16 protein-coding genes and 1 pseudogene are annotated in these 26,822 nt (G+C 71.7%); 7 read left to right on the top strand and 10 right to left on the bottom strand.

Annotation, left to right across the window (positions count from 1 at the left end; translation table 11 throughout):
- Window positions 1–13: 13 nt before the first annotated feature.
- The 4 genes from ACFYZS_RS07025 to ACFYZS_RS07010 are packed head-to-tail and all read right to left on the bottom strand — an operon-like array spanning window position 14 to window position 4,837.
- Window positions 14–439, bottom strand: coding sequence for a hypothetical protein (locus ACFYZS_RS07025; protein WP_389007643.1), 426 nt, complete (start codon window positions 437–439; stop codon window positions 14–16).
- A gap of 26 nt (window positions 440–465) precedes the next feature.
- Window positions 466–1,326, bottom strand: a complete 861-nt coding sequence (locus ACFYZS_RS07020) for an Fpg/Nei family DNA glycosylase (protein ID WP_389007641.1) — start codon at window positions 1,324–1,326, stop codon at window positions 466–468.
- Window positions 1,327–1,374: 48 nt separating this feature from the next.
- A complete protein-coding gene (locus tag ACFYZS_RS07015) occupies window positions 1,375–3,438 on the bottom strand; it encodes a SpoIIE family protein phosphatase (protein ID WP_389007639.1) in 2,064 nt (687 codons plus the stop codon).
- A gap of 7 nt (window positions 3,439–3,445) precedes the next feature.
- Window positions 3,446–4,837 carry a DUF6777 domain-containing protein gene (locus ACFYZS_RS07010; RefSeq protein ID WP_389007637.1) on the bottom strand — a complete coding sequence of 464 codons (1,392 nt, stop codon included), beginning with the start codon at window positions 4,835–4,837 and terminating at the stop codon, window positions 3,446–3,448.
- 214 nt (window positions 4,838–5,051) lie between these two features.
- Between ACFYZS_RS07010 and ACFYZS_RS07005 the strand changes: the two genes are divergently transcribed.
- The 3 genes from ACFYZS_RS07005 to ACFYZS_RS06995 are packed head-to-tail and all read left to right on the top strand — an operon-like array spanning window position 5,052 to window position 7,911.
- Window positions 5,052–5,921 carry a YndJ family protein gene (locus ACFYZS_RS07005; RefSeq protein WP_389007636.1) on the top strand — a complete coding sequence of 290 codons (870 nt, stop codon included), beginning with the start codon at window positions 5,052–5,054 and terminating at the stop codon, window positions 5,919–5,921.
- Entirely contained in the window at window positions 5,918–6,451 is a 534-nt protein-coding gene (locus tag ACFYZS_RS07000) for a DUF1990 family protein (protein ID WP_389007634.1), read from the top strand. Before ACFYZS_RS07005 ends, ACFYZS_RS07000 begins: the two co-directional genes overlap by 4 nt.
- 20 nt (window positions 6,452–6,471) lie before the next feature.
- A complete protein-coding gene (locus tag ACFYZS_RS06995) occupies window positions 6,472–7,911 on the top strand; it encodes a lipase maturation factor family protein (protein ID WP_389007632.1) in 1,440 nt (479 codons plus the stop codon).
- On the opposite strand, the gene ACFYZS_RS06990 is transcribed toward ACFYZS_RS06995, so the two are convergent.
- Both ACFYZS_RS06990 and ACFYZS_RS06985 read right to left on the bottom strand, forming a co-directional pair.
- Window positions 7,897–8,880, bottom strand: coding sequence for an NAD-dependent epimerase/dehydratase family protein (locus tag ACFYZS_RS06990; RefSeq protein WP_389007630.1), 984 nt, complete (start codon window positions 8,878–8,880; stop codon window positions 7,897–7,899). The genes ACFYZS_RS06995 and ACFYZS_RS06990 overlap by 15 nt on opposite strands.
- Before the next feature lie 200 nt (window positions 8,881–9,080).
- Entirely contained in the window at window positions 9,081–9,257 is a 177-nt protein-coding gene (locus ACFYZS_RS06985) for a hypothetical protein (protein WP_389007628.1), read from the bottom strand.
- A 346-nt stretch (window positions 9,258–9,603) separates the two neighbouring features.
- Between ACFYZS_RS06985 and ACFYZS_RS06980 the strand changes: the two genes are divergently transcribed.
- On the top strand, window positions 9,604–10,131 hold the full coding sequence (locus tag ACFYZS_RS06980) for an HD domain-containing protein (RefSeq protein ID WP_030162705.1): 528 nt from the start codon (window positions 9,604–9,606) through the stop codon (window positions 10,129–10,131).
- 102 nt (window positions 10,132–10,233) lie between these two features.
- On the opposite strand, the gene ACFYZS_RS06975 is transcribed toward ACFYZS_RS06980, so the two are convergent.
- On the bottom strand, window positions 10,234–11,727 hold the full coding sequence (locus ACFYZS_RS06975) for an SDR family NAD(P)-dependent oxidoreductase (protein ID WP_389007626.1): 1,494 nt from the start codon (window positions 11,725–11,727) through the stop codon (window positions 10,234–10,236).
- A 185-nt stretch (window positions 11,728–11,912) separates the two neighbouring features.
- On the opposite strand from ACFYZS_RS06975, the pseudogene ACFYZS_RS06970 reads away from it, so the two are divergent.
- Window positions 11,913–12,785, top strand: a pseudogene (locus tag ACFYZS_RS06970) (DMT family transporter); the annotation flags it as partial.
- Window positions 12,786–12,836: 51 nt separating this feature from the next.
- Here the strand turns inward: ACFYZS_RS06970 and ACFYZS_RS06965 are convergent.
- Window positions 12,837–14,108, bottom strand: a complete 1,272-nt coding sequence (locus ACFYZS_RS06965; protein ID WP_389007624.1) for a transglycosylase family protein — start codon at window positions 14,106–14,108, stop codon at window positions 12,837–12,839.
- Window positions 14,109–14,293: 185 nt separating this feature from the next.
- On the opposite strand from ACFYZS_RS06965, the gene gndA reads away from it, so the two are divergent.
- Complete coding sequence (gene gndA, locus ACFYZS_RS06960; protein ID WP_389007622.1) at window positions 14,294–15,736, top strand: NADP-dependent phosphogluconate dehydrogenase; 1,443 nt, start codon at window positions 14,294–14,296, stop codon at window positions 15,734–15,736.
- Between the two features lie 45 nt (window positions 15,737–15,781).
- Here gndA and ACFYZS_RS06955 read toward each other — a convergent pair whose 3' ends face one another.
- Window positions 15,782–15,991 (bottom strand): hypothetical protein, encoded by a 210-nt coding sequence (locus ACFYZS_RS06955; RefSeq protein ID WP_229335377.1) that lies wholly within the window; start codon window positions 15,989–15,991, stop codon window positions 15,782–15,784.
- A 140-nt stretch (window positions 15,992–16,131) separates the two neighbouring features.
- Entirely contained in the window at window positions 16,132–20,109 is a 3,978-nt protein-coding gene (locus tag ACFYZS_RS06950) for a ricin-type beta-trefoil lectin domain protein (protein WP_389007620.1), read from the bottom strand.
- A 512-nt stretch (window positions 20,110–20,621) separates the two neighbouring features.
- Between ACFYZS_RS06950 and ACFYZS_RS06945 the strand changes: the two genes are divergently transcribed.
- Complete coding sequence (locus tag ACFYZS_RS06945) at window positions 20,622–26,801, top strand: RHS repeat-associated core domain-containing protein (protein WP_389007618.1); 6,180 nt, start codon at window positions 20,622–20,624, stop codon at window positions 26,799–26,801.
- Window positions 26,802–26,822 lie beyond the last annotated feature (21 nt).

Below are 26,822 nucleotides of genomic sequence, written 5' to 3'. Positions count from 1 at the left end.
CCGCGGACCGGGGTCAACCGGACTGTCGGTGGACGCCCGGCGCCTCGGCCGGATCCATCACCAGGCCGGTGAAATCGGCCTCGTTGCGCTCCGCCCGGGTGACGTACCACCGGGCGATCAGCCACATCACCGGATACGCCACCAGTCCGAGCGCCACCCAGACCAGCGGCCCCGACGCCGAACGCGACAGCGTGAACAGCACCGGCAGCGTCCCCACGAGCAGCGCGAGGACGCCCAGCGCACCGAGTCCGGCCCGGAGCTGGCTGCGCATCAGGGCCCGGACGTACGTGGCGCCCAGGGTGGTCTGCTCGGAGATCTCGGAGCGGGCCGGGGTGTGCGCGGGGGGACGGCGCCGGGTGCCCCGGGGCACCCCCGTGACGACCTCGCGGCGGGGCGGCGGCGGCTGCGGGCGCGCGTGCGGCTGCTGCTGGTCGGCCATGGGGCCGGAGTCTACGCAGGCGGAGGTCATTTGAGGAGGCGGGAGAGCCTGCGGTCGGCGAGCGGCTTGCCGCCCGTCTGGCAGGTGGGGCAGTACTGGAGGGAGGAGTCGGCGAACGACACCGAGCGCACGGTGTCCCCGCACACCGGGCACGGCTCGCCGTCCCGGCCGTGTACCCGCAGCCCGCTCTTCTTCTCGGCCTTCAGGTTCCCGGCGGCCACGCCGTGCGCGCGCAGCACGGCCTCGCGCAGGGTCCGCCGGACGGCCTCGTACAGGTGGGTGACCTGCTCCTCGTCGAAGGAGGCGGCCAGCTTGAAGGGCGAGACCTTCGCGGCGTGCAGGATCTCGTCGCTGTACGCGTTGCCGATGCCCGCGATGACGCCCTGGTCGCGCAGCACCCCCTTGATCTGCCGCCGCTCCCCCGCCAGGAGCGCGGCGAACGCGTCCCGGTCGAACCCCTCGGCGAGCGGGTCGGGGCCGAGCCGGGCGATGCCGGGCACCTCCTGGGGGTCGCGCACGACGTACACGGCGAGGCGCTTTTGCGTACCGGCCTCGGTGAGGTCGAAGCCGCCGCCGCCCTCCAGGGCGACGCGGAGCGCGAGCGGCCCCTTGCCGGGGCGCGGCGGCTTGTCGGGCAGGGCGTCCTGCCAGCGGAGCCAGCCGGCCCGGGCCAGATGGGTGACGAGGTGGAGTTCGCCGATCCGGATCGCCAGGAACTTCCCGTGGCGGGCGGTGGCACCGGCCGGCTGCCCCTCGAGGGCCGCGAGCGGCGGGTCGTACGTCTTGAGCACGCTGACGGCGAGCGGGAGGACGCGCTCCACCACCCGCCCGGCCAGGTGCTCGTCGAGGAACTCCCGCAGGGCCTCGACCTCCGGCAACTCGGGCATACCCCCACCCTCCCCCGCACGCCCCGCCCCGGCTACCCGGACGCGGGCTCAGGACATCTCGAACTCGCACCAGACGCATTTGCCGCCGCCCCGCGGTTCCACTCCCCAGACGTCCGCCAGCCGGTCCACCAGCATCAGGCCGCGGCCCGAGACGCCGGAGGCGCCCGCTTCGCGGCGGCGCGGGAGGGCGCTGGAGCGGTCCTCGACCTCGATGCGCAGGCGCCGCTGCGGGCTCGTCAGCACCCGGAGGGTCACGATGGCCGGGCCGTCCGTGTGCATCAGGGCGTTCACGATGAGCTCGTCCGCGACGAGTTCCATCTCGTCGGCCCGTTCCCGCGCGCCCCACGCGCGCACCGCCGCGCCGATCATGTGGCGGGCCGCGACCAGGGCTTCCGGGTCCCCCGGGGCCACGTGCTGCTGCAGGCGGCCGCCGCCCTGCGGGGCGTCCTGCACCTGGCGGCGCAGCAGGAGCAGCGCCATGTCGTCGTCGCCGCCGCGCTCGTCGATCACCCCGCAGAGCCGGTCGGCCAGCCGCGCGAGGTCCGCGGGCCCGCTGCGGATCAGCGCGCCCAGCAGCTCGATCCCGTCGTCGAGGTCCGCGCCCGGGTGTTCCACGAGGCCGTCGGTGCACAGGACGAGCGTTTCCCCCGGATCCAGTTCCACGGTGGTCACCGGGTACTCCGGGCGGCCGAACTCGGTCGACAGGCTCAGCGGCATCCCGCCCTCCACCGGCAGGCGCCGGCAGTCCCCGTCCCGGGTGCGCAGCAGCGGGTCGATGTGCCCGGCGCGGACCACTTGCAGGACGCCCGTCGAGAGGTCCGCCTCGACGTACGTGCAGGTCGCGAAGCGGTCGGTGTCCAGCTCGTGCAGGAAGACGGAGGCCCGGGCCATGACCGTGCCCGGCGCGTGTCCTTCGGCGGCGTACGCGCGCAATACGATCCGCAGCTGGCCCATGACCGCCGCCGCATGCGTGTCGTGGCCCTGGACGTCGCCGATGACGGCACCGACCCGGCCGCCGGGCAGCGGGATGACGTCGTACCAGTCGCCGCCGATGTCCTGGCCCATCCGGGCGGAGCGGTACCGTACGGCGATCTCCGCGCCCGGTATCGACGGGATCCGGCGCGGGAGCATCGCCTGCTGGAGACCTTCCGCCAGATCGTGCTCCTGCTCCAGCAGCATCGCCCGCTGGAGGCTCTGCGCGATGCTGCTGCCCAGTGCGATCAGCAGGTTCCGCTCGTCCTGGGTGAAGCCGTCCTTGTCCTGGTAGAGCAGTCCGATCGCGCCGATCGGACGGGCCTGGGCGATCAGCGGCAGGTAGGCGGCCGCCGAGATGTTCATGTACGAGATCTTCGCCCAGAGCTCCGGGTAGCCCTCGGCGAACTCCTCCGCGGTGTCGAGGAACCGCGGCTGCAGCGAGCGGACGACCTCGCTCATCGGGTACTGCTCGTCGATCCGCGTGTACCGGGTGCCGGGGACGAAACTGTCCTCCGGCCCCTCGGCCACGAGGTGGATCCGCCCGGCCTCGACCAGGCCCATCACCATGCCCATCGAGCCGAGCCGCTCCAGGCCGTGTGCGTCGCCGATGACGTCGATGACGTCCCGTACGGTCCGGGCGTGCGCGAGGGCGGCGGTGGTGCTCTCGACCACCGAGGTCTGGCGGCGCCGCTCCTCGTCGAGGCCGAGGCGCTCCGCCGAGTGGCTGAGCTCCTCGGTGGCGTCGCGGACGATGCCGATGATCCGGAACGGGCGGCCGTCGGAGCCGCGCATGACGCGGCCCTGGGTGTGGGTCCAGCGCAGCCGCCCGTCCTGGGTGCGGATCCGGAAGTACGCGCCGTAGCTGTCGTCACCGCTCTTGAGGACGCTGGAGACGAGCGCGTCCAGCCGCGTCGCCTCGGCGGGCGGGACCCGCGGGCCGAGGGATTCGGGCCGGCCGTCGTATTCCCCGGGCGTCATGTCGTACACCTCGAGGGCCGCTGCGTCCATGTGCAGGAGACCGGTCTCCAGGTCCCAGTCGAAACTGCCCATGCGGTTCAGCGAGAGCGACCGGTCCGGGTGTGCGGGCCAGTCGTCCGGCAGCGATACGGTGGTCGGCACCGATCCACCATGACACACGGGCCGGTCAGGCGCTCTCCAGGGAGCCGGCCGGGTTCGCGAGCGGTTGTTGCTGGTCCGGGACGCCGAAGGGGTCGTACGGGGCGTCCTGGCCGGGCGGGGCGAAGGGGTCGTCGCTCCGGCCGAACGGGTCGTCGCTCCGGCCGAAGGGGTCACCCTGGGCGAACGGGTCCCCCGGGTCGGGACGGCGCGGCGCCGAGCCGTCGGCCTCCGGCGGGAGCCCCGGATCCGCGAAGCCGTCCTGGGGTGCGTCGCCCGGCCGGTTCGGGGGCGTGTCGGAGCGCGGAGCGGCCGGGGGCTGCCCGGGGCGCTGCTTCTGCGGGGTCTGCGGCGGGGCCTGGCCGGGTCGGTCCGGTCGCGCCTGCTGGTCGGGGCGCGCCTGCTGGTCGGGACCGGCCTGCTCGCTCTGGGCCGGCACGCAGTCCGTGGCCTCGGGGGCCGGGGCGGCACCGGGACCGGCCGGCGGCTTGGGCGGGGCCGGCGGGGCCGTCCTGGCCAGGCTGTTCGTCCCGGCACCGGCGTCGTTGCCCGTCTCGGGCGGGGCACAGGGCTCGGCCGGGGCCGCCGCGGGCGGGGTGACGGGACCGGCGGGGATGCCGTCCGCCGGGTCGTACGCGGGGACCGGCTGCGGGGCGCCGTCCTGTGCGCCGTCGTCGCCGGTCTTGCGCTCCAGCCAGGTGTTGTCGGCGATGTTGACGATGACCAGGCTCTTGATCGGGTGCGGGGTGGGTTCGATGACGATGACCTGGTGGGGCTGGTAGCCGCTCCACTGGTCGCCCTTGAGCGCCGGCGAGCCCTTGGGGGCGCGCGGCGCCTGGAGCGGATTTCCGCAGGCGCAGCGGACCCGGGGCATGCCGTGGTCGTCGACGAGGACGGCGGTGCCGGCCTGCAGGACGGACTGGAAGGCGTCCCCGCGGCCGCCGCGGAAGGCGTGGTTGGTGACCCGGGTGTCGGCTCGGAGCACGACCGGGGTCAGTCCGCGCAGGAATTCGGGGAGCTTCGCCCTGTCGACGGAGACGGCCTCGGCGAAGGCCTTGGCCTTGGGTTCGTCCTCCGTGAGGGCCCGGAGTTGCTGTTCCACGTCACAGCTGCCGAGCCGCTTGGTTCCGGCGTAGAGGCCGGGGGTGGCCGCGTTGACGGTCCGGATGCCCTGGCCGGTCGGGTTGGGCAGCGGCGGCTGCGCGGGGGCGGACTCGCCGGTGGCCGAGGTGCCGGTGAAGGGGTCGGGGCCGGCCGTCCCCACGGGCTGGAGCAGGACCTCCTGACTCTCCGGGCCGGCCGCGCTCTTCGGTTCCTCGGGGGCGCCGCAGGCTGCTGCGAGCAGACCGAGGAGCGTGAAGAGGGCGGCGCGGACCGGTGTATGACGGCGTGGAGCCTGACGAGGTGTCGGTACGTGCACGTGAATCTCCCTTTCGCCCCGGTTGCTCCCTCCTGTCTGCCGCATCCGCGAGAGGGCCGCAACCGGAGCGGCGCGACAGGGCGGGCGCGGCGCGGGGGCGGAGCCGGGCCAAAATCCGGATCGCGTCTTGAACATGTTCAAGGAACCTCGTAAGGTCACGACCGTGAGTTGAACGCGTTCAAAGCGTTCGGCCGCGCGCGGAGGGGAATCCACGGTGACGGTACTGGTGCATCTGATCGTCACCCTGGGCATGCTCTACGTGATCCCCGCCGGCCTGCGCCTGATCGACCCGGCCGGGCTGCGCGGAACCGCCCGCGTCTGGCCGCTGCTCGCCGCCCCCGGGGCCGTCTGCCTCTGGCTGCCGCGCGGCGCGACCGCCACCGTGCTCGCCGCGCTGTACGCCGCGGCCACCCTGGCCCTCGCGGCCCGGGCCCCGGCACGGCTGCTGCGGACGCGGCGGACACCGGGCGGCGCAGCCGGCCCCCTCGCGCCGGCCGAGATCGCCGTGCTCACCGCGCTCGTCTCGCCGTCGGTCGCCGGAACCGCCCTCGTCGCCGAGCGCGCGGGGTACCGGCTGTTCGGCTTCGACCTGGACATCCTGGCGCTGACCGTGCCGCACTTCCACTTCGCGGGGTTCACCGCCGCCCTGGTCGCCGGGCTGGTCTGCCGTGCCACCGCGGCCGCGCCCGGCGGCACGGCCCTGGCGCGCTGGGCCGCGTACAGCGTCCCCGGCGGCACCCTGCTCGTCCTCCTCGGCTACTTCGTCGACGACTGGGCGGAGCTCGCGGGAGCGGTGGTGCTGACCGGCGGGATGTGGGCGGTGGCACTGCTGACCTGGCGGGAGATCCGCCCCGGCGCCCGCGACCGCACCACCGGGGCGCTGCTGGCGACCTCCGCCGCGGTGCTGGTGGCCACCATGCTGCTCGCCCTGTGGTGGGCCCTGGGCGAGGCCACCGGAGTCGTCCACCCCACCTTGACCTGGATGGCCGCGACCCATGGTCTCGACAACGCCCTCGGCTTCGCCCTGTGCTCGCTGCTGGCCTGGCGCCGGCTGACCCTCGACCCCATGGAGACCACGCCATGACCCGCCTCATCAGCGCCGGCCGTGACACCGTCAACTACCCCGACCGGGGTGCGACGGGGCGGCGGCCGCTGCCCGCCGGATACCACCACCTGCACCACCGCACCCGGGTCGGCCACGGGCAGGCCGCCTTCGAGGCCGCCGGAACCGCCGTCACCACCTTCGGCGCCCACCGGGCCTCGGGCATGCTGGTCCGGGCCGGCCACGGCGCGGTCCGCCCGGGCAGCCGGGTGGTGGTCGGGATCGGCTTCGGGCCGCTGCGGATCAGCGCTCCGTGCGAGGTGATCTGGACGGCGTACGAGCCCGCGCGCATCGGTTTCGCGTACGGGACGCTGGCCGGCCACCCGGAGTGCGGGGAGGAGTCCTTCATGGTGGTCCGGGACCCGGACGGCACGGTGTGGTTCGAGGTGACCGCCTTCAGCCGCCCGGCCGCCTGGTACACCCGGCTCGCGGGCCCCGTGATCCCCTTCCTGCAGCTGCGCTACGCCCGATGGCTGGGCCGCACGGTGCGCAAGCTGGCCGCCGGGGCCTGATCCGCCCGATACTGGAGGGGATGGACTGGTTCACGGCGCCCGGCTACTGGCTCGGCCGGCTGGTCTTCCAGCGGGCCCTCGCCGGCGTCTACCTCTTCGCCTTCGTCGCGGCCGCCCTTCAGTTCCGGGCCCTGATCGGGGCGCACGGCATGCTGCCCGTGCCGCGCTACGTGCGGTACGTGCCCTTCCGGCGCGCCCCGAGCCTGTTCCAACTGCGCTACTCGGACCGGCTCTTCGCCTGCTGCGCCTGGGCGGGGGCGGCGGTGGCCGCGGCCCTCGCCGCGGGGGCGGGGGACGTCGTCCCGCTGGGCGCGGCCATGGGGATGTGGGCGCTGCTGTGGCTGCTGTACCTGTCGATCGTGAACGTCGGGCAGACCTGGTACTCCTTCGGCTGGGAGTCGCTGCTGCTGGAGGTGGGCTTCCTCGCGGTCTTCCTGGGCAATGCGCGGGTGGGACCACCGGTGCTGGTGCTGTGGCTGCTGCGCTGGGTGGTCTTCCGGGTGGAGTTCGGCGCCGGGCTGATCAAGATGCGCGGGGACTCCTGCTGGCGCAAGCTGACCTGCCTCTATTACCACCACGAGACGCAGCCGATGCCGGGGCCGCTGAGCTGGTTCTTCCACCGGCTGCCGAAGCCGCTGCACCGGGTGGAGTGCGCCGCCAACCACGTGACCCAACTGGTGGTCCCGGTGCTGCTGTTCACACCGCAGCCGGTGGCCTCGTACGCGGCCGGGATCATCGTGGCGACGCAGCTGTGGCTGGTGCTGTCGGGCAATTTCGCCTGGCTGAACTGGATCACCATCACGGTGGCCCTGTCGGCGGTCGACTTCACGGGGCTCGCCGGGGCCCCGCCGGCCGCCGCCTCGCGCGCGGCGCCGCCGTGGTTCGCGGTCCTGGTGTGGGCGGTGACCGTGCTGGTGCTGGTGCTGAGCCGGCATCCGGTGCTCAACATGATCTCGCGGCGCCAGGTGATGAACCGCTCCTTCGACTCCCTGCACCTGGTCAACACGTACGGGGCCTTCGGCACGGTGGGCCGGATCCGGGACGAGGTGGTGGTCGAGGGGACCGCCGACCGGATGCCGCGGGAGGACGGGGAGTGGCGGGAGTACGGGTTCAAGGGCAAACCGGGTGACCTGCGCCGGATTCCGCGCCAGTTCGCCCCCTACCACCTGCGGCTGGACTGGCTGATGTGGTTCGCCGCGCTCTCCCCCGACTATGCGCGGGACTGGTTCGGGCCGTTCGTGGAGCGGTTGCTGGCGGGCGACCGGGACACGCTGCGGCTGCTGCGCCACAACCCCTTCCCGGACGCCCCGCCGCTGTACGTACGGGCGCGGCTGTACCGCTACCGGTTCACCACGTGGCGGGAGCTGCGCGAGACGGGCGCGTGGTGGCACCGCACGCTGCTGCGCGAGTACCTCCCGCCGACCCGCCTCGCCGAGGCCTCCTGGTCAGAGCCCGAGTAGCGCGGCCTCGCGCTCGGCCGAAATGCCCTTGTCCGGGCGGTCGGGGCGGTGCGGAGCGGTGCCGCCGATGGACTGGAGCCAGGCCCAGGTGTCGGCCACGGTCTCCTCGACCGGGCGGCACTTGAGGCCCGCCGCCAGCGCCTTGGAGACGTCCCCGCCGAACATGTAGTCGTGCAGTTCACCCTCGGGGAGCCAGATCGGCAGCTCGGTCCAGGGCTCCACCCCGGCCTCCGCGATCCGCTCCTGGTCGATCCAGTGGAACTCGGCGCCGCCGCCGGTCACGGCCGCGCAGGCCTCGAGGAGTGCGCCCATCGTGGCGTGCCCGGCCGGGGAGACCAGGTCGTACGGGCCACCCCGCCCGGCCTCGGCCGCGTCGAGGGTCCAGTGCGCGAGGTCGCGCACGTCGATGTACTGGAGCGGGAGCGCGGGCCGGCCGGGGGCCAGGGTGGGGCCGCCGCGGGCGGTCCGGTTCAGCCACCAGGGCAGCCGGCCGACGTTCTCGTACGGGCCGATGATCAGCCCGGCGCGCACCAGCAGCGCCCGGTCCCCGAAGGCGTCGAGCGCGGCGAGCTCACCGCCGCGCTTGTCCTCGGCGTAGGCCGTGGACCCGGCGTCTGCCGAGCCCTCGACGAGCGGGCCGTCCTCGGCCAGGCCGGCCGGGGCGGGGTAGGCGTACACCGAGCGGCTGGAGATGTAGACGTACCGCCCGGCGCGGCCGGCCAGCAGCCGGGCGCTGTCGCGTACGACGGTCGGGGCGCCGCTCCAGGTGTCGACGACGAGGTCCCACTCCCCCGCGGTGAGGGCCTCCAGGCCCCCGGGCGCGGTGCGGTCGCCGTGCAGGGCGGAGGTGCCCGGCGGCGGCGCGTGGTTCCCGCGGTGGAAGACGGTGACGTCCCAGCCCCGGGCCAGGGCGTCTTCGGTGATCGCGCGTCCGACGAATTCGGTACCGCCCAGCATGAGTAGCTTCATGCGGCCCAGCCTGCCGGGGCCGGGGGCCCTGCCGGAAGGCTTGATCGCCCACAGCGATGACGCTGACGGCGTACGGCCTGCGGGAACCCTGCCGGGAGCACAGACGGTCGGCGGGCGCAGGCGGACGGCGGGCGGGCACGGCCGGCGCAGCACCGCGCCCCCGTCGCCGGTCGGCTCGGGGGCGCTGCGAGTCGGACGTGCTAGTCGATGCCGGGCAGGATGTGGGGCTCCGCCAGGTCGTCTTCGTAGCCGGCCAGTCGGATCGGGGCGGACCGGGCCCAGACTTCGAGGCTTCCGAGTTCTTCGGCGTGGGCACGCAGCCGCCCTGCCTGGTACGTCCTCGGCATCTCGTCGGACTTCGTCGTCGTGTCTGTCACCGCGCACTCCTTTGTGTCGCGTAACCCGGCGGGCGAGCCGCGCGCCGGGCACAAGGGATAAAGGGTTTCCGGACGCGGTGGCGCCTTGGTGGAGCGTGGCCTGGATACGGCCGGTCTGTGCCACTCAGAGTACACATATGAGCGCGCCCCCGCTCGATGGATTGGCAAAATCCGCTCGACGGCTTGATTTCGCCGCGAGTTCAGGAAGTCGTACGCCGACGTGACAGCGCCGGGTGGTCTGCTCGACGCCGGTGGCACGACTGGAGTACAGGCAGCGGAGGGAGCGATCGTGGCGGCGAGGTCCGGAGTGCCGGGGGTACCGAGGGTCGACAGCATCGAGGAGCTGATGGAGCTGCTGCTCGCGTGCCGCGGGGCGTGGGACACGCCCGACCGCAGCGGAGACCCGGTCGATCTGCACGATCATGGGCTACAGACTGCGGCACTGCTGCGCCGTTCGCATCCGTTCGACAAGGAGCTCCAAGTCGCTGGCCTCGTGCACGACCTGGGCCACCTGCTCTTCCCCGGGGACGACGCGGGCCACGCCGACCACGCGGCGGAGGCGATCCGTCCGCTGCTCGGCGAGCGGGTGGCCCGGCTGGTGCGGCTGCACGTGCCGGCCAAGCGCTACCTGGCGGCCGTGGAACCCGGCCGGGCGCTGTCCCCGCAGAGCGCGCTGACCCTGCGGGCGCAGGGCGGGCTCATGGACGAGGCGGAGGTCCGGGCCTTCGCGGCCGATCCGGACGCGGAAGCGGCGGTGACATTGCGCCAAGCGGATGACGCGGGCAAGGTCGTCGGGCTCGACGCGGGCGTGATGGAGGACTGGCGTCCGGTCCTGGAGCTGGTGGCGGCGCGGGCGTACGAGCGCACGCCCTGAGACGGCCGTGCCCCGGCCCCCGTCGAGGGGGCCGGGGCACGGGGCCGAGGCGGCGGGCCGACCGGAGGTGGCCGACCGGAGGAGGGCGACCGGAGGGGGCGCCTACCAGTTGGCGGGCGCGTAGTCCTTGAGGAAGACGCCGTACAGGTCCTCGCCGGCCTCGCCGCGGACGACGGGGTCGTAGACCCGGGCGGCGCCGTCGACCAGGTCGAGCGGAGCGTGGAAGCCCTCCTCGGCCAGGCGCAGCTTGTCGAAGTGCGGGCGCTCGTCGGTGATCCAGCCGGTGTCGACCGAGGTCATGAGGATGCGGTCGGCCTGGAACATCTCCTGGCCGCTGGTCCGCGTCACCATGTTCATCGCGGCCTTGGCGGCGTTGGTGTTCGGGTGCCCCGCACCCTTGTAGCCGCGGCTGAACACGCCCTCCATCGCGGAGACGTTGACCACGTACGCGCGCCCGCTGGACGCCCTGCGGGCGGCCTCGGCCATCGCCGGCCGGAGCGCGCTGATCAGGATGAACGGCGACGTGTAGTTGCACAGCTGGGTTTCCAGCAGCTCCACCGGGGAGATCTGGTCGATGGTCTGCACCCAGGTGTTGGTCTCGACGACGTCCGGCAGCAGGCCGCCCGCGTCGATGGCGGTGCCGTCGAGGTGCCGCTCGATGCTCGCGTTGCCCGCGACCAGCGCGAGGTCGGCGACCTTCTGCGCGTCGAGCCCGCTGACCCCGACGGGCAGCGCCGCCAGGCCGTCGACCGCGCCGGAGTTGAACGCGCCGATGACGTGGTGGGCGGGGAGCTCGCCGGCCGGCAGTGGGGCGCTCTCCCCCTCGACCAGCGCGGCGTAGGCGCTGGGCAGGCGGCGCACGGTCTGCGTCGCGTTGTTGATCAGGATGTCGAGCGGACCGGCCGCGGCCACCTGGTCGGCGAGGGCCACGGACTGGGCCGGGTCGCGCAGGTCGATTCCGACGACCTCCAGGCGGTGCATCCAGTCCGCGGAGTCGTCCATCGCCTTGAAGCGGCGGATGGCGTCCTTGGGGAAGCGGGTGGTGATCGTCGTGTGGGCGCCGTCGCGCAGCAGCCGCAGCGCGATGTACATGCCGATCTTGGCCCGGCCGCCGGTGAGCAGCGCGCGCTTGCCGGCGAGATCGGCGCGGGCGTCGCGCTTGGCGCGGTTGTGGCCGGCGCACGGCTGGCAGAGCTGGTGGTAGAAGTAGTCGACCTCGACGTACCGCGTCTTGCAGATGTAGCAGGAGCGCGGACGCTGGAGTATCCCGGCGATCCGGCCGGCCTCCGTGACCGAGGACGGCAGGATGCCCTCGGTCTCGTCGTCGATGCGCTCGGCGGAGCCGGTCGCGGTCGCCTCGGTGACGGCCTTGTCGTTGGCGGTCTTGGCGGCGCGGCGCTCCTGGCGGCGGCGCTGCTTGACCGTGCGGTAGAGGCCGGCGGTGGCGCGGCGTACGGTGATGGCGTCCGGGTGGTCGACGTCGATCTTGTCGAGCTCCTCGAGGACGCTGAGGCAGAGCGCCAGCCGCTCGGGGTCGATGCCCGGCCCGTAGGCGTGGTCGTCCGCGCTCACGTGGTTGTCTTCGGTCACCGTCATGGCCGCTGCCGTTCCTTGCTCACTCGTCCGCATCCGCCTGCTGCGGAAGTCCCAAAACCGCCACTGTACGGATCCCACGCGCCCGGAACCAAACCCGTCGCCAGACACCTCACGCACCGCGACGGGAACGTCACCGTGGGGCAGGGGTCGGCGGGCCGCCGCGGGCCCCGTACTCCTTCCGGAGTATGCCTGGGGTACCGCTCGTGACCACCTGTAGGGGGAGGAATAGGCCGCTGGGGTCGGGCATTGTGGAAATCATGAGTGCCCTTGCGCTGTCGGTCCTGCTCTGTCTCGTGTCCGCCGTCGCGTACGCGGGCGGCGCGATCGTCCAGGAGCAGGTCGCGGCGAGCACCCCCGACCGCCCGTACGCGCCGCTGCGCCGCGCCGGCTGGTGGTGTGCGGTCGCGCTGAACGGCCTGGGCGCCCTGCTGCACGTGGTGGCCCTGGCGTACGGGCCGCTGAGCCTGGTCCAGCCGCTCGGCGCGCTGACCATCGTGTTCGCGCTGCCGATGGCGGCCCTCTTCGTACACCGCCGGGCGGGTGCGGCGGCCTGGCGCGGTGCGGTGCTGGCCACGGTGGGGCTGGCGGGGCTGCTGGCGCTCACGGGCGGGGACGGGGATGCGGACCGGCCGCTGGCGGGTGGGGAGCGCGGCCTGCTGCTGATCGCCACCGGGGCCGGGGTGGCGGCGCTGGTCCTGGCGGCGCACCGGACGCACCGGCCGGTGCTGCGCAGTGTGCTGCTGGCGGTCGCGGCCGGCACCGCCTTCGGCATGGCCTCCGTGTTCACGAAGTCGGTGGCCCAGGACTTCAGGTTCGCGGACTTCGCCCCGGCCTCGCTCGGCTCCACGTGGCCCGATCTGGCGGCGATCGCCGTCCTGGCCGCGGGCGGGCTGCTGCTCTCCCAGGCCGCCTACCGGGGCGCGGGGCTGGCCGCGCCGCTGGCCACGCTGACCGTGGTCAACCCGGTGGTCGCCGCGGCGGTCGGCATCTCGCTCTTCGACGAGGGCTTCCGGTTCGGGGCGGCGGGCACGGCGGCGGCACTGGCCAGCGCCGTACTGGCGGCGGCCGGCCTGATCCTGCTCGCGGTCGTGCCGCCGCACGCACGGGGGTCAGATGCTGACGCCGCGGCCCCGGAGGTACTTCAGCGGGTCGATGTCGGAGCCGTAGCCGGGGGACGTGCGCATCTCGAAGTGGAGGTGGGGCCCGCTGGTGTTGCCGGTGGATCCGGAGCGGCCGATCCGCTGCCCGCCGGAGACCTGCTGCCCGGCCTTGACCCCGAGGGCCGAGAGGTGGGCGTACTGGGAGTACCGGCCGTCGGAGTGCCGGATGACGACCTGGTAGCCGTACGCACCGGCCCAGCCGGCGGAGACGACGGAGCCGGGACCGACGGCCTTGACGGTGGTTCCGGTGGCGACGGGGAAGTCGACTCCCGTGTGGTAGCCGCTGGACCAGGACGACCCGGCCACGTGGTACGCGGTGCCGATGGAGGCGTCCACGGGGGCGACGAAGCCGCTCGGGGCCGGCTGCTGCTGCGCTGAGGCGGGAGCGGCGGCGGGCTTCTCCGCGGGTTTGGCGGCGGGCTTCTCGGCCGGCTTCTCGGCGGGCTTCGGCGCCGGCTTCTGCGCGTTCGGCTCCACCGGCTTGACCGGCTCGGCGGTCCGCGGCGGCTTCTCGGGGTTCTGCGCGGGCGGTGCGGCCGGCGGGGCGGGCGCGGCGGTGACGCGCAGGGTGAGCCGCTGGCCGGGGAAGATCAGGTTCGGATCGCTGCCCACGGTGGCCCGGTTGGTCTCGTACAGGGCCTGCCAGCCGCCCTCGACGTGCTGGCGGGTGGCGATCTGCGAGAGGGAGTCGCCGGGCGCGACCACGTACGGGTTGGGCAGGACCGAGGTGCCGGTCGGGCGGGGTGTGGTGGCCGGCGGGGCGGCGGGCTTCGCCTCCTTGACCTGGACCTGGACCTTCACGCCCTGGCCCTGGCCCTGCGGGGAGGCGGCGGGCGCGGGGCCGCTGCGCGAGAGTCCGGCCTGCTTCCCGCACACGGGCCAGGCCTGCGGGCCCTGGCCCCGCAGGACCTTCTCGGCGACCGCGATCTGCTGGTCCTTGGTGGCCAGGTCCGCGCGGGCGGCGTACTCGGTGCCCCCGAAGGCGCGCCACGTGCTCTGGCTGAACTGGAGCCCGCCGTAGTAGCCGTTGCCGGTGTTGACGTGCCAGTTGTTGGTGGACTCGCAGTCCGCGACCTTGTTCCAGGTGTCCACCGAGGCGGCGTGGGCGGTTCCGGCGCCGATCAGAGGGAGTGCGAGTCCCGCGCCACCGGCGGTGACGGCGAGCGAGGCGCGGTTGATGCTGCTCGGCTGGTACCGGCGGTGCCGACCCCGTACACCCATGGGAGCCCCCATTGAAGACATCAGGAACCGCACAACCTAACGGCGCGATCAGAGCATGACAAGGGGCGCAACAGGGCGCACGACGGGGGAAGTTGACATTGATTCGCATGGCGGGACGGCTTGTGGCATCTCTGCCCATGTAGCGTCGCTCCCACCCGCACATCGAAGCACTCAGGAGCGCATGCATGAGCAGCACCGCCCAGATCGGCGTCACCGGGCTCGCGGTGATGGGGAGCAACCTCGCCCGGAACTTCGCCCGCAACGGCTACACGGTCGCGGTCCACAACCGCACGGCCGCGAAGACCACCGCCCTGGTGGAGGAGTTCGGGCACGAGGGGGCCTTCATCGCCGCCGGGTCGGCGAAGGAGTTCGTGGACGCCCTGGAGCGGCCGCGCCGTCTGATCATCATGGTGAAGGCCGGTGAGCCGACCGATGCCGTGATCCACGAGTTCGCCCCGCTGCTGGAGCCGGGCGACGTCATCATCGACGGCGGCAACGCCCACTTCGAGGACACGCGGCGGCGCGAGAAGGAACTGCGCGAGCAGGGCATCCACTTCGTGGGCGCGGGCATCTCGGGCGGCGAGGAGGGTGCGCTGCTCGGCCCGAGCATCATGCCGGGCGGCTCCGCCGAGTCGTACCGCTCGCTCGGCCCGATGCTGGAGAAGATCTCGGCGAAGGCGAAGGACGGTACGCCGTGCGTCTCGCACGTCGGCCCCGACGGCGCCGGACACTTCGTCAAGATGGTGCACAACGGCATCGAGTACGCCGACATGCAGCTCATCGCCGAGGCCTACCACCTGCTGCGCGAGGTCGCCGGCTACTCCCCCGCTCGGATCGCGGAGACCTTCCGGGAGTGGAACCGGGGCCGGCTCGACTCGTACCTGATCGAGATCACGGCGGAGGTGCTCGCCCACACGGACGCCGAGACCGGGAAGGCGTTCGTCGACGTGGTGGCCGACGCGGCCGAGCAGAAGGGCACCGGCCGCTGGACCGTGCAGATCGCGCTGGACCTGGGCGTGCCGGTGTCGGGGATCGCGGAGGCGGTCTTCGCCCGCGCGGTCTCGGGCCACGCGGACCTGCGTACGGCCGCCCGGGGGCTCGCGGGCCCGACGGCCTCGCCGCTGTCGGCGGAGGCCGCGGACGCCTTCGCCGCCCAGGTCGAGCAGGCCCTGTACGCCTCGAAGATCGTCTCCTACACGCAGGGCTTCCACCAGATCCAGGCGGGCAGCGAGGAGTACGGCTGGGGCGTGGACCCGGGCGCCGTCTCCTCGCTGTGGCGGGGCGGCTGCATCATCCGGGCGGCGTTCCTGGACCGGATCCGCGCGGCCTACGACGCGCAGCCGGACCTCCCGAGCCTGCTGGCGGACCCGGGCTTCGCCCAGGAGATCGGCGAGGCCCAGGAGGACTGGCGGGCCGTCCTGGTGGCCGCCGTGTCACAGGGCATCCCGGTGCCCGCCTTCGCCGCCTCCCTCGCGTACTACGACGCGCTGCGCGCGGAGCGGCTCCCCGCGGCCCTCACCCAGGGCCAGCGGGACTTCTTCGGGGCGCACACCTACCGGCGCACCGACCGCGAGGGCTCGTTCCACACCCTCTGGAGCGGCGACCGCTCCGAGGTCCGTACGGCCTAGGGGGTGCCGGACCCCGCCGGCCAGAAGGGACTTTGACGACACCCCCTAGGACTCCCCGCTCAGCGGACCGGGCTGCGGGATCGGCGCGGGCCCGGGCGGCGGCGGGATCGGATCGGGCTCCGGCACCGGAGCGGGCACGGGCGGCACGGGCTGCGGCATCGGCTCGGGATCCGGGAAGGGACCCGGTCCGGGCCCGGGCGGCACCGGACCGGGTCCGGGGACGGGCGGCTCCGTCATCTCTACGTTTCGCACCATGAGCCCCACCTTCCCCGGATCCGCCCCGCCACGCCCGGCGGACGGGGCCCATACGAGTGACCGCCCCGGCGCTTCGCGCGCCGGGGCGGTCGTGCAGCGGGGTGCCGGGGCACCCGCGTGCAGTCAGTCGGTGCCGCGCGTCACCACAGGGGCACGGGCAGCGGGGCGGTGCTCAGCGTCGGGATGGTCCACCGCTGGGGGTTGGTGGCGTTGCAGTCCCAGAGGTAGAGCTGCGTGCCGGTGTTCATGTTGCTGGCGTCCAGGCAGCGGCCCGACTTGGGGTGGTAGATCGTGCCGTCGGCGTGGGGCAGGAACTGCTGGCCGTAGCTGCCGTTGCAGGGGTAGAGCCAGATGAGCGTGCCGTTGGTGGTGCCGGCGTAGGCGGGGTCGATGCACTTGCCCGCGATGCGGATGGTGCCGTCGGCCCGGATCTCGAACTTCTGGGCCTCACCACCGTTGATCATGTTGCAGTCCCAGGCCTGGATCTTGTTCCCGTCCGTGGTACGCCCGTTGTCGTTGTCCATGCAGTGGCTCGACTTGGCCGAGAAGGACATCGGGCCCATGGCGCCCGGGGAGGTCAGGGGCGCCGCGTACGGGTAGACGGCGAGGTTGCTGATACCGCCGGTGAAGCCCCCGAAGTAGTCGGGAGCGCCGTTGACCTTGTAGCGGCCGGACACGAGCGAACCGCTGGGGGCGGGGCTGGTGGAAGCCACGTGGTGACCCGTCCCGGCCAGGCTGCCGTTGACGTAGAGGCTCATCAGGCCGGTGTCGGCGTTGTAGACCGCGGTCAGCTGCGTCCAGGAGTCCGGGGCGTAGTTGGCCGAACTGTTGACCCCAGCGTCCGACCAGTCGTACTGCCAGCCGTCGACATCGCCCCTGGCCAGGGCGAAGCGCCATTGCTTGGTGGCCGGGTCGGCGAAGAGGGTGAAGGCGCTGTTGCGGGTGTTGTCCTGGCTGAGGACGAGGGCGCCGGTGCCGGAGAACTTGGCCCACGTACTGATGGTGAAGCTCTTGCGGGTGTCGATCACCCACTTGTTGGTCGTGAGGGTCGCCTGACCGCCGCCGAACGCCGCGTACGGGGTGCTGCGGCCGCCGATGGTCGCGGTGGGCCAGGTGACCCCGCTCGTGGTCGCGGGATAGTCGCCCACCGCGCTCGGGGTCGTGTTGCCGCTCTGGCCGGTCAGCTTCCACTGGGCCGTCGGCGAGTTCAGGTTGCCGAAGAAGGCGGGGGTCTGGCTGATGCCGGTGACGCTCAGGGGCGAGGCGGTGCCGGTGCCGGTGAACGTCGCGAGCTGGCGGTTGGTGTCCGAGACCCACAGGTCGGGCAGCTTGTCGCCGGTCACGTCACCGACGGAGCCGATGGACGGGTAGGCCACCTGGGTGAGTCCGGAGGCGATCTTCACCCGGCCCGCGGAGTTGCCCCAGGTGGTCGGGTCGAGCCGGCCGTTGACGCCCTTGCTCCCGTACGTACGGAAGAGATCGCCCGTGGCGTTGTCACGCAGCCACAGGTCGGGGATGGCGTCGCCGTTGAGGTCGCCGGGGGCGATGACGGTGAACTTGTCCCAGTCGCCGTTGCCGACCAGGACCGGCCCGCCGTCGTTGTCCAGGGTCTTCTGCGCACGGTTGCCGTAGTACGCCCACAGCTGCTTGCCCTGCTTGACCAGCAGGTCGGGGACGTTGTCGCCGTTGAGGTCACCGGCGGCGACGATCTGCTCGGCGTTGTACCAGTGGTCGTCTCCGCTCCAGTCGTCACCGAAGTCACACCCGAGGTCGGGGTTCTTGACGGGGCAGGAGACCTGCAGCTCGATCGGCCGGTTGGCGATCACACCCTGCCCGCTGTTCGGGTACGTCCACAGCTTGTTCTTCTTCTCCGCCTCGTTGTACTGGAGCGAGACGAGGTCGTTGTACCCGTCCGTGCCCCAGTCGCCGCTGGGCTGGATCTGCGCACCTTGGAAGTTGCGCCCGCCGTTGGTGGCGGCGGAGAACTTGCCGTTGCCCTGCCCGGCGTACGTCAGCAGCGCGCCCTGGGTGTCGACGGTCCAGATGTCGCGGTTGCCGTCGCCGTTCAGGTCACCCGGGCCGTCGCGTTCCTGGGTGCGGGCCGCGTAGTAGAGGTAGGTGGCGGTGTCGGAGCGGTTGCCGGCCTTGTCGACCGTGTAGGCGTAGACGAAGCGGGGACCGGAGCCGGGGGGCGTCAGGGTCACGGCCGCGCCGGGGGCGACCGCGCGCGGGCCGGGGTCGGAGTCCGTGTAGTAGAGGATCTCCTTGGCGTCGGTCACGCCGTTGGCGCCGAAGGTGAAGCTGCCCGGGGTACGGGCCTTGCCGGTGGTGGCGGGCCAGCCGTCCTTGCCGTCCGGGAACTGGGCCGAGCTGATCACCGGCGGCTTGCTGGGCCGGCTGCGGTCCACGGAGAACTTGCAGGTGGCCGACCAGCCGGAGTACGCGTTGTCCTGGTCCTTGGCGCGGACCTTCCACGTGTAGTCGCCGGTCGGCAGGCTCGCGTCGGGGACGCTCCAGGTGGCCACCCGGCCCCTGTTCGCCGGGATGGACTGGGTCGCGGCCGGGTTCGACTGACCTGCCTTGAAGATCTGGAACTCGGCCTGGAGGTTGCCGCCGTCCGGGTCGTCGATCGTCGCGTACAGCCCGACGTGGGTGTCACCGACGAGACCGCCGTCGGTGCACGAAGTGGACGGGCTGGTGCCCAGGGCGGCGGGGGTCGCCGGCGGGTTGTTGTACTCGGTCTCCAGCGTCAGCGTCTTCGGGTCGAAACGCTTCCAGCCGAAGGTGTCCGACTCGTTGGAGGCGAAGAGGCCGATGGTGACGTTGGACCAGCTGCCGGCCGCGGCCGCTCGCGCCAGACCGGTGGCGTCGAACTCGAGGTTGCCGGCCGCGCAGTCGCTGCTCCAGCCCTTGGAGTCGTTGACCGTGGCGACCTTGGAGATCTTGCCGGGCTGGTTGTACCAGGTGGTCTTCGACGAGATCGCCCCGACGTGCCACAGCTCCACCGGCCGGTCCTCACAGGACCAGGACCAGGTGTTGCGCACCCGCAGGGTCGACTTGTTGACCTGCGTGCCCTTGATGTTCGACGTGTCCAGCTGGAAGAAGGACCGGGAGAGCCCGTTCGTCTCGTTCTCGTAGCCGACGCGGACGTCGTCCTTGCTGTTCCAGTACGAGTTGGACGGGTACTTCTTGTAGACCCGCGTCCAGTTCTGCCGAGCACCCCAGGCCCACGAGGGGTCGATGAAGACGGGGTACTTGGTCTGCGCGCCGGTCAGCAGCGCCTGGTCCGGCTTGATCTCGAGCGTGCCGTTCGCCACCGTCGCCGGCATGTGCGCGTCCTGCGCACCGGCGGGCGGAGTGAACACGTCGGCGGGCGCCTCCCCCGCGCCCGCCGCGCCCGCCGCGCTCATCGCGGCCGCCGACCGCAGCAGCATCTTCGCGGCCGGGGCGGCCGGGGCGGCGGGGGCGGCGGGGGCCGTCGCCTTGGTGGAGTCCCACATCAGCGGGGACGGGCTGGTGAAGACCGTCTGCCCCGCCGGGTTGACCGCGGTGATGGCCTGCGTCGCCGCGTCGGTGGACACGTTGAGTCCCACCGTGTCGAGCTTGAACTTCAGCGAGGCGAGCTCGGGGTTGGCGGCCGCGGCCGCCGTCTTCACCACGAGCAGCTGCGAGAAGCCCTCGACCTCGGCCTTCACCTGGAGGTCCACGTCCGGCAGCACGTTCGCGTACGTCGCCACGTTCGCCGCCAGCGTCGGCTTCGGCAGCGCCTTCGGCCAGGACAGCGACAGCGTCCGCCCGTCCTTCACACCCGTCAGCAGCGGACCCGTACCACCGCCGGAGAAGGACACCGACACCGTGGCCGCCTTCGAGACGACCTTCCCGTCCGCCGCGAACTGCAGCGTCGGATCGGTCGCCACCCAGACGCCACCGCGCAGCACCCGTACGGGAGTTCCGTACCGCTTCACCGACCACGTTCCGGCCGGGGTCGCCCAGGTGTCCGAGGATTCGGTCCGCGCCGAAACCAGCTCGTACGGCTGCCCCGTCTCCTTCGCCTTCTGCAGAGCGAAATCCTCTTCGCTCAGCGAACCGTCGGCAACCGGATCCGAAGTCGCCGCCACGGCAACCGAAGGCCCCAGTGCGAACAATCCGGAAGCAGTTATTCCACCTACGAGAGCGAGGGAAACGGCCGCCGAAATGGCCCGCCTATCCCGCAGCCCCCGAAAGGGTCTCTTGCCGCCCATGCACACTCCACATCGCTTCACGCCTGACTGATACTCGGCGCGAGCCTACCGGGCGAGTGACGATCCACACATGCTCCGACCTGGCCTTCCGCGGAGAGCGCGACACATTTGCCCGTTTTGTAGCAACAAGATCAAGTTGGCATCAGTTGGCAATGATCAGCGGCAATTAGGTGTGATCCGACAGCGCGCCCGGATGGGTCGATAAAGAGGCTGTTAGTCTGCGCCCGATAAGTTCGATAATGTTGGGGTGGGGTGTGAAACTAATTCGCATGCGAGGACTTTCGGCTGCCGTGGCCGCCGCAGTTCTCGCCGGCGTGCTGCCCGGCGCGGCAATGGCCGCGGATAGTAATCCGGCACGGCCAAAGCCGAACCAGCCGAAGGCAGTTCCGGTGAGCAAGGCTTCCGTTGGGGGCGCCAAGCGCCCGGACGCGGCGGCCGACAATGCATGGAAGAAGCAGAAGCCGAAGGCGAGCTGGCCCGCGGCCGGCTCCGCCGAGGTTTCCCTGGCCACGGGCGGCCGCGCCGGCAAACTGCCGGTGACGGTCTCCCCGGCCGACACGGGGCTGGCGAAGTCCGCCCTGCTGCAGAGCAGCCCGGCCGCCGGTGTCACCAACCCCGGCCGGGTCAAGGTCGCGGTGGCCGACAAGGCGGCCGCCCGCAAGGCCGGCGTCGACGGCGTCCTGCTCTCGCTCGGCCGCTCGGACGGCATCGCGAACCCCGTCCCGGCCAAGGTCGAGGTGGACTACAACTCCTTCCGCCAGGCCTACGGCGGCGACTACGCCGCCCGCCTCCACCTGGTGGAACTCCCGGCCTGCGCCCTGACCACTCCCGAACGCGCGGAGTGCCGGACCCAGAAGCCGCTGCAGACCAAGAACGACACCCGCACCGGCAAACTGTCCACCCGGGTCAGCACCCCCGCCACCACGGGCACCGCAGCCAAGTCCGGCCAGAAGGCGATGTCCGCCGCGGCCGCGGCATCCGGCGGCGCCATGGTCCTCGCCGCGACCGCCGGCGCCGCCGGCCCGACCGGCGACTACAAGGCCACGCCCCTCCAAGCCTCGGGCTCCTGGAGCGCGGGCGGATCGACCGGAGCCTTCAACTGGTCCTACCCCATGGGCGTGCCGTCCGTACCCGGCGGCCTGCAGCCCGAGCTGTCGCTCGACTACTCCTCGCAGGCGGTGGACGGCAAGACATCCGCGTCGAACAACCAGCCCGGCTGGATCGGCGACGGGTGGGACTGGCAGCCCGGTTTCGTGGAACGCCGCTACAAGTCGTGCAATGACGACAAGACCGGCGGAACCAACACGACCAAGATCGGCGACCTCTGCTGGTTCAACGACAACGCCACGCTGAACCTGGGCGGCAAGACCAGCGAGCTGGTGTTCGAGCAGGGCAAGGGCTGGCACCCGGCCAGGGACTCGGGCGAGAAAGTCGAGAAGCTCACCGGCGCCACCAACGGCGACAACGACGGTGAGCACTGGAAGGTCACCACGGCCGACGGCACCCAGTACTTCTTCGGCCTGAACCGCCTTCCCGGTTGGAAGGACGCCTCGACCCCGACCACCAACTCCGCCTGGACCGTCCCGGTCTTCGGCAACCAGGCGGGCGAGCCCTGCTACAACGCCTCCTTCGCCAAGGCCTGGTGCCAGCAGGCCTGGCGCTGGCAGCTCGACTACGTCGTCGACGTCCGCGGCAACGCGATGGCGTACTACTGGAACGCCGAGACCAACAACTACGGGCGCAACGTCTCCGAGACGGCCAAGTCCACGCCCACGCAGTACATCCGCGGCGGCTGGCTCGACCACATCGACTACGGCCTGCGCTCCGACGCCGTCTACAGCGCCAAGGCCATGGGGCAGGTCAAGTTCGACGTCTCCGAGCGCTGCCTGGGCAATTGCGGCACCTTCGACGAGACGAACGCCAAGAACTGGCCGGACACGCCGTTCGACATGTTCTGCAAGGACGGCTCCACCGAGTGCAAGGACCAGCACTCGCCGTCCTTCTGGTCCCGCAAGCGTCTGACGTCCGTCACGACGAAGCTGCTGACCGCCGGCGCCTACAAGGACGTCGACACCTGGACCCTGACCCAGGGCTTCCCGGCCGCCGGCGACGGCATATCGACCCCCATGTGGCTCGAATCCGTGCAGCGCACCGGCAAGGTCGGCGGATCGACCTCCACCGCGCCGGTGAGGTTCGCGGGCGTCCAGAAGGCCAACCGGGTGGACAAGACCGGTGACGGCCTGGCCCCGTTCATCCGCCTGCGCCTCTACCAGATCACGACGGAGACCGGCGGGACCATCGGAGTCGACTACTCGGACCCCGAGTGCACCACCTCCACCCTCCCCAAGCCGGACGCGACGAACACCACGCGTTGCTACCCGGTGAAGTGGGCCTTCGAAGGCTCCACCGCCAAGGAGGACTGGTTCAACTCGTACGTGACCACCCGGGTGATCGAGGGCGACAACCTCGCCGAGACTCCGGACAAGGTGACCTCGTACTCCTACCTGGACGGGGCCGCCTGGGCCAAGAACACCGACGAGTTCACCAAGCCCGAGGACCGCGTCCACTCCATCGCCCGCGGCTACGGACGGGTGCAGACCCGCACCGGTGCCGCGAACGACCCCAAGACCCTTTCGGAGGCGCGCTACTTCCGCGGCATCGACGGCGCGGCGGTCAAGGACTCCGAGGGCGTCGCGGTCACCGACCGGGAGCAGTTCGCCGGCATGAAGCGGGAAGTGGCCACCTACAACGGGGACGACACCGCGAAACTGGTCACCGCCACGTCGACGACGCCCTGGCGCTCGTCCGTGACGGCGACCCGGGCCCGGGCCGGGCTGCCCGCCCTCGAGGCCTACCGCACCGGCACCGAGAAGGAAGCCACCCGTACCCGCGTCACCGGAGGAGACCGCAAGACCGAGCTGACACGGCACTTCGACGAGTACGGGATGGTGGACTCGGTCTCGGAGTCCGGTGACACGTCGAAGACGGGCGACGAGCGGTGCACGACGACGGCCTACGCCCGCAACACGGCGAACTGGCTGCTGAGTCTGACCGCGCGTTCGGAGACGGTGGCCGTCGCCTGCGGTGAGCCGGTGAACCGGCCCGCCGACGTGATCGAGGACAGCAGGACGCTGTACGACAACGCCGCCTTCGGCGCCGCGCCCACCAAGGGCCTGGTGACGCAGACGGAGAAGATCAACGGCGACGGCGTCGGCTACAGCCCGGTCAACTCGGTCCCGAGCACGTGCGGACCGGCCAAGAACCAGCTCTGCTACGACGAATACGGCCGGCCGAGCGCCGGGGCCGACGCCCTGGGCAAGGTCACGCAGACCGCGTTCACCCCCGCGTCCGGTGAGGTGCCCACGAAGACGGTGGTCACCAACTCGCTCGGGCACGCGGTGACCACGGTGCTGGAACCCCTTCGCGCCCAGCCGGTGCAGGCCACCGACGCCAACGGCAAGGTGACCGCCACGGCGTACGACCCGCTCGGCCGGGTGACCAAGGTGTGGCTGCCGACGCGTTCGGCCGTCACGTACCCCGACAGCCCGAACTTCATGTTCGACTACCTGATCCGCAACGACGGTCCGAACGTCATCACGACCAAGAGCCTCAACCACGAGTCGGAGTACCGGACCAGCTACACCTTCTACGACGGCCTTCTGCGCCCCCGCCAGACCCAGGAGACCTCGCCCGACCTCGCCGGCCGGCTGGTGTCGGAGAACTTCTTCGACACGCGCGGCCTCCAGTGGCGTACGTCCAACGGCTACTACGCGACCGGGGCGCCGGAGCCGGTGCTGGTCAAGGGCCAGGAGCTCAAGTACCCGGCCTCCACGGACACCGAGTACGACGGCGCGGGCCGTGCCACCGCCGTCATCTCCCGGAAGTTCGGCGACGAGACCAAGCGCACGTCGACGAGCTACACGGGTGACACCACGACCGTCATCCCGCCGAAGGGCGGGACCGCGGTGAGCACCGTGGTGGACGCACTGGGCCGGACGACGGCGCGGACCGAGTACACGAAGGAGGATCTGACGGCCGGGGCGCCGACGCTCTTCGCTTTCGACCGGCTGGGCCGGCTCGACAACGTCACGGACCCGTCCGGGGCCAAGTGGACCTACCGCTACGACGTCCGGGGCCGCCAGACCCGGGTCGAGGACCCCGACAAGGGGGCGTCGACCACCACGTACGACGTGGCGGACCGTCCCGTCGACACCACGGACGCGCGCGGCATCACGCTCCGCACCGAGTACGACGAGCTGGGCCGGCGCACCGCGCTGAAGAAGGACGGCACGACGCTGTCGGCCTGGGTCTACGACACGGTCGCCAAGGGCCAGCTCTCCAAGTCCACGCGCTACGTGGGCGGCAAGGCCTACGAGACCGCCATCACCACCTACAACGGGCTCTACCAGCCCGTGAACACCCAGGTCACGATTCCCGACTCCGAGGGCGCGCTGGCCAACACCTACAAGTGGACCACCTCGTACAACGCCAACACCGGGCAGCCGGTGTGGACGAAGCACCCCGCCATCGGGGGCCTGCCGCAGGAGACCGTCACGACGGGCTACACCCACGGCAGCGGGCTGACGGCCTCCATGGGCGCCGGCACTGATTCCATCATCTCCGACGTCACGTACGACCACTACGGCCGGAGCCTCGTCGAGTCCTACGGCGCCTTCGGGCAGACGGTGAGCCTCTCGAACACCTACGACGAACACACCGGGGCGCTGACGGACACCTACCTCGACAAGGAGACGGCCCCGCAGCGCGTCGAGGACACCCACTACACGCAGGACCCGGCCGGCAACGTGACGGCCATCTCCACCTCCACCGGGCAGGGCACGAGCCGGACCACCGACACCCAGTGCTTCCGCCTCGATCCGCTCCGGCGCATCACCGATGCGTGGACCAGCACCGCACCGCAGTGCAGCGCCGCTCCCTCGGCCGGTGTGGTCGGCGGATCCGACGCGTACTGGACCAGCTACACGTACGACGCCGTCGGCAACCGCAAGACGGAGACCCGGCACACGACGGCCTCCGGGCCCGCGGCCGACACCGTCCGGACGTACCAGGCCCCCAAGGCGGGGACGCACCAGCTGCCGGGCGTCAAGCAGACCGGCACGGACGCACACGACGAGTCCTTCGCGTACGACCAGGTCGGCAACACCCGCAGCCGTACCATCGGCTCCAGCGTCCAGGACCTGTCCTGGGACGAGGAGGGACGGCTGAAGTCGGTCAAGGAGGGGGCGAACACCTCCGAGTACCTGTACGACCCGGCGGGCCAGCGTCTGGTGAGCCGCGATTCCACGGGCACCACGCTCTACCTGCCGGCCGGCAACGAGCTGCGCCTGGACAAGACGGGGAACGTGGTCGGTACGCGCTACTACGGTCCCGGCACCACCGCCGTGGCGGTCCGGACCCAGTCGAAGCTGGTCTTCCAGTTCAACGACCGCAACGGCACCGGAACCACCCAGATCACCGCCGATGCCGCGCAGACGGTGAGTCGGCGCAAGAGCACGGTCTTCGGCGCCGTCCGGGGTGCGTCCTCCGGGGGCTGGACGGGCAACAAGGGGTTCGTCGGCGGCACGAAGGACGCCGACAGCAAGCTCACCCACCTCGGTGCCCGTGAATACGACCCCCTCCTCGGCCGCTTCATATCCGTGGACCCGCTCCTCGAATTCGAGAAGGGGCAGTCGCTCAGCGGATACAGCTACGCGGAGAACAATCCGACGACGACGTCGGACCCCACGGGCCGCGCGTCCATGATCTCCGTGGACTGTTCGGACGGGTGCGGCGAGCAGTGGGACTTCATCGAGTCCCACGTGTCGCCCAACTTCATCTCGGGTGAGACCTGGGAATCCAAGTTTCCGGTGTACAAGACGCTGAAGTCGAAGACCACCGTCTACCTCAAGGAGATGCCGCGGCCCCGCAAGTACCAGTACGAGGCCCCCAACGGCGTGTGCGTGTGGGCCGCCGCCAGCAGCTGCGCCCCCTACGAGGCGCCGCCGACGACCGAGAGCGTCCCCGATCTGCCCTGCCCCGAGGGCGACTCCCCATGGGTGTGCCGCGCCCGGAGCGAGATGTTCAAGTTCGGCCTGATGACGGGCATGACCGGCGGTTCCCTGGGCATGTTCGCCCTTCGCCCGGGCACCCGTTGGAACCAGCTGATGCGCGTGCCCGAGGGACTGACCAAGGCCCAGTTCTCGGAGGTGGAAGGCGTCTTCAAGTCACAGCTGAAGACCGAGGGGAACGTGGTCGTCCAGGGCAGCCGGGTGACCGGGAACATCACCGGCGGATCCGATATCGACTTCGCGGTACGGGTGACGCCGGAGACGTTCGACCGGTTGATCGCGGCGCGCTGGAAGAACCCCAATCCCGGCTCCCAGAACGAGGCCACCCGGGACCATGCGATCAAGACGGGCAAGATCACGGCCGGCGACGCCCGGCCGAAGTTGAGCCCCATCAGGGATCAGGTATCCAAGATCCTCGGAGACGACGTGGATCACGTCGACGTCTCCATCATCAAGATCGGAGGGGCATTCGACAATGGACCGTTCATCAACGTCAAGTGATGACGTCAGCGCGTACGAATA

The sequence above is a fragment of the Streptomyces sp. NPDC001903 genome (assembly GCF_042891345.1).
Lineage (GTDB): Bacteria > Actinomycetota > Actinomycetes > Streptomycetales > Streptomycetaceae > Streptomyces.
The sequence above is the reverse complement of the archived record's forward strand: the minus strand, read 5'-3'. Positions and strand labels throughout refer to the sequence as shown.

Coding starts and splice junctions, on each gene's coding strand:
- ACFYZS_RS07025 (WP_389007643.1), bottom strand. CDS start 439: ATGGCCGACCAGCAGCAGCCGCACGCGCGCCCGCAGCCGCCGCCGCCC.
- ACFYZS_RS07020 (WP_389007641.1), bottom strand. CDS start 1,326: ATGCCCGAGTTGCCGGAGGTCGAGGCCCTGCGGGAGTTCCTCGACGAG.
- ACFYZS_RS07000 (WP_389007634.1), top strand. CDS start 5,918: ATGACCCGCCTCATCAGCGCCGGCCGTGACACCGTCAACTACCCCGAC.
- ACFYZS_RS06995 (WP_389007632.1), top strand. CDS start 6,472: ATGGACTGGTTCACGGCGCCCGGCTACTGGCTCGGCCGGCTGGTCTTC.
- ACFYZS_RS06990 (WP_389007630.1), bottom strand. CDS start 8,880: ATGAAGCTACTCATGCTGGGCGGTACCGAATTCGTCGGACGCGCGATC.
- ACFYZS_RS06980 (WP_030162705.1), top strand. CDS start 9,604: ATGGAGCTGCTGCTCGCGTGCCGCGGGGCGTGGGACACGCCCGACCGC.
- ACFYZS_RS06975 (WP_389007626.1), bottom strand. CDS start 11,727: ATGACGGTGACCGAAGACAACCACGTGAGCGCGGACGACCACGCCTAC.
- ACFYZS_RS06965 (WP_389007624.1), bottom strand. CDS start 14,108: ATGGGTGTACGGGGTCGGCACCGCCGGTACCAGCCGAGCAGCATCAAC.
- gndA (WP_389007622.1), top strand. CDS start 14,294: ATGAGCAGCACCGCCCAGATCGGCGTCACCGGGCTCGCGGTGATGGGG.
- ACFYZS_RS06955 (WP_229335377.1), bottom strand. CDS start 15,991: ATGGTGCGAAACGTAGAGATGACGGAGCCGCCCGTCCCCGGACCCGGT.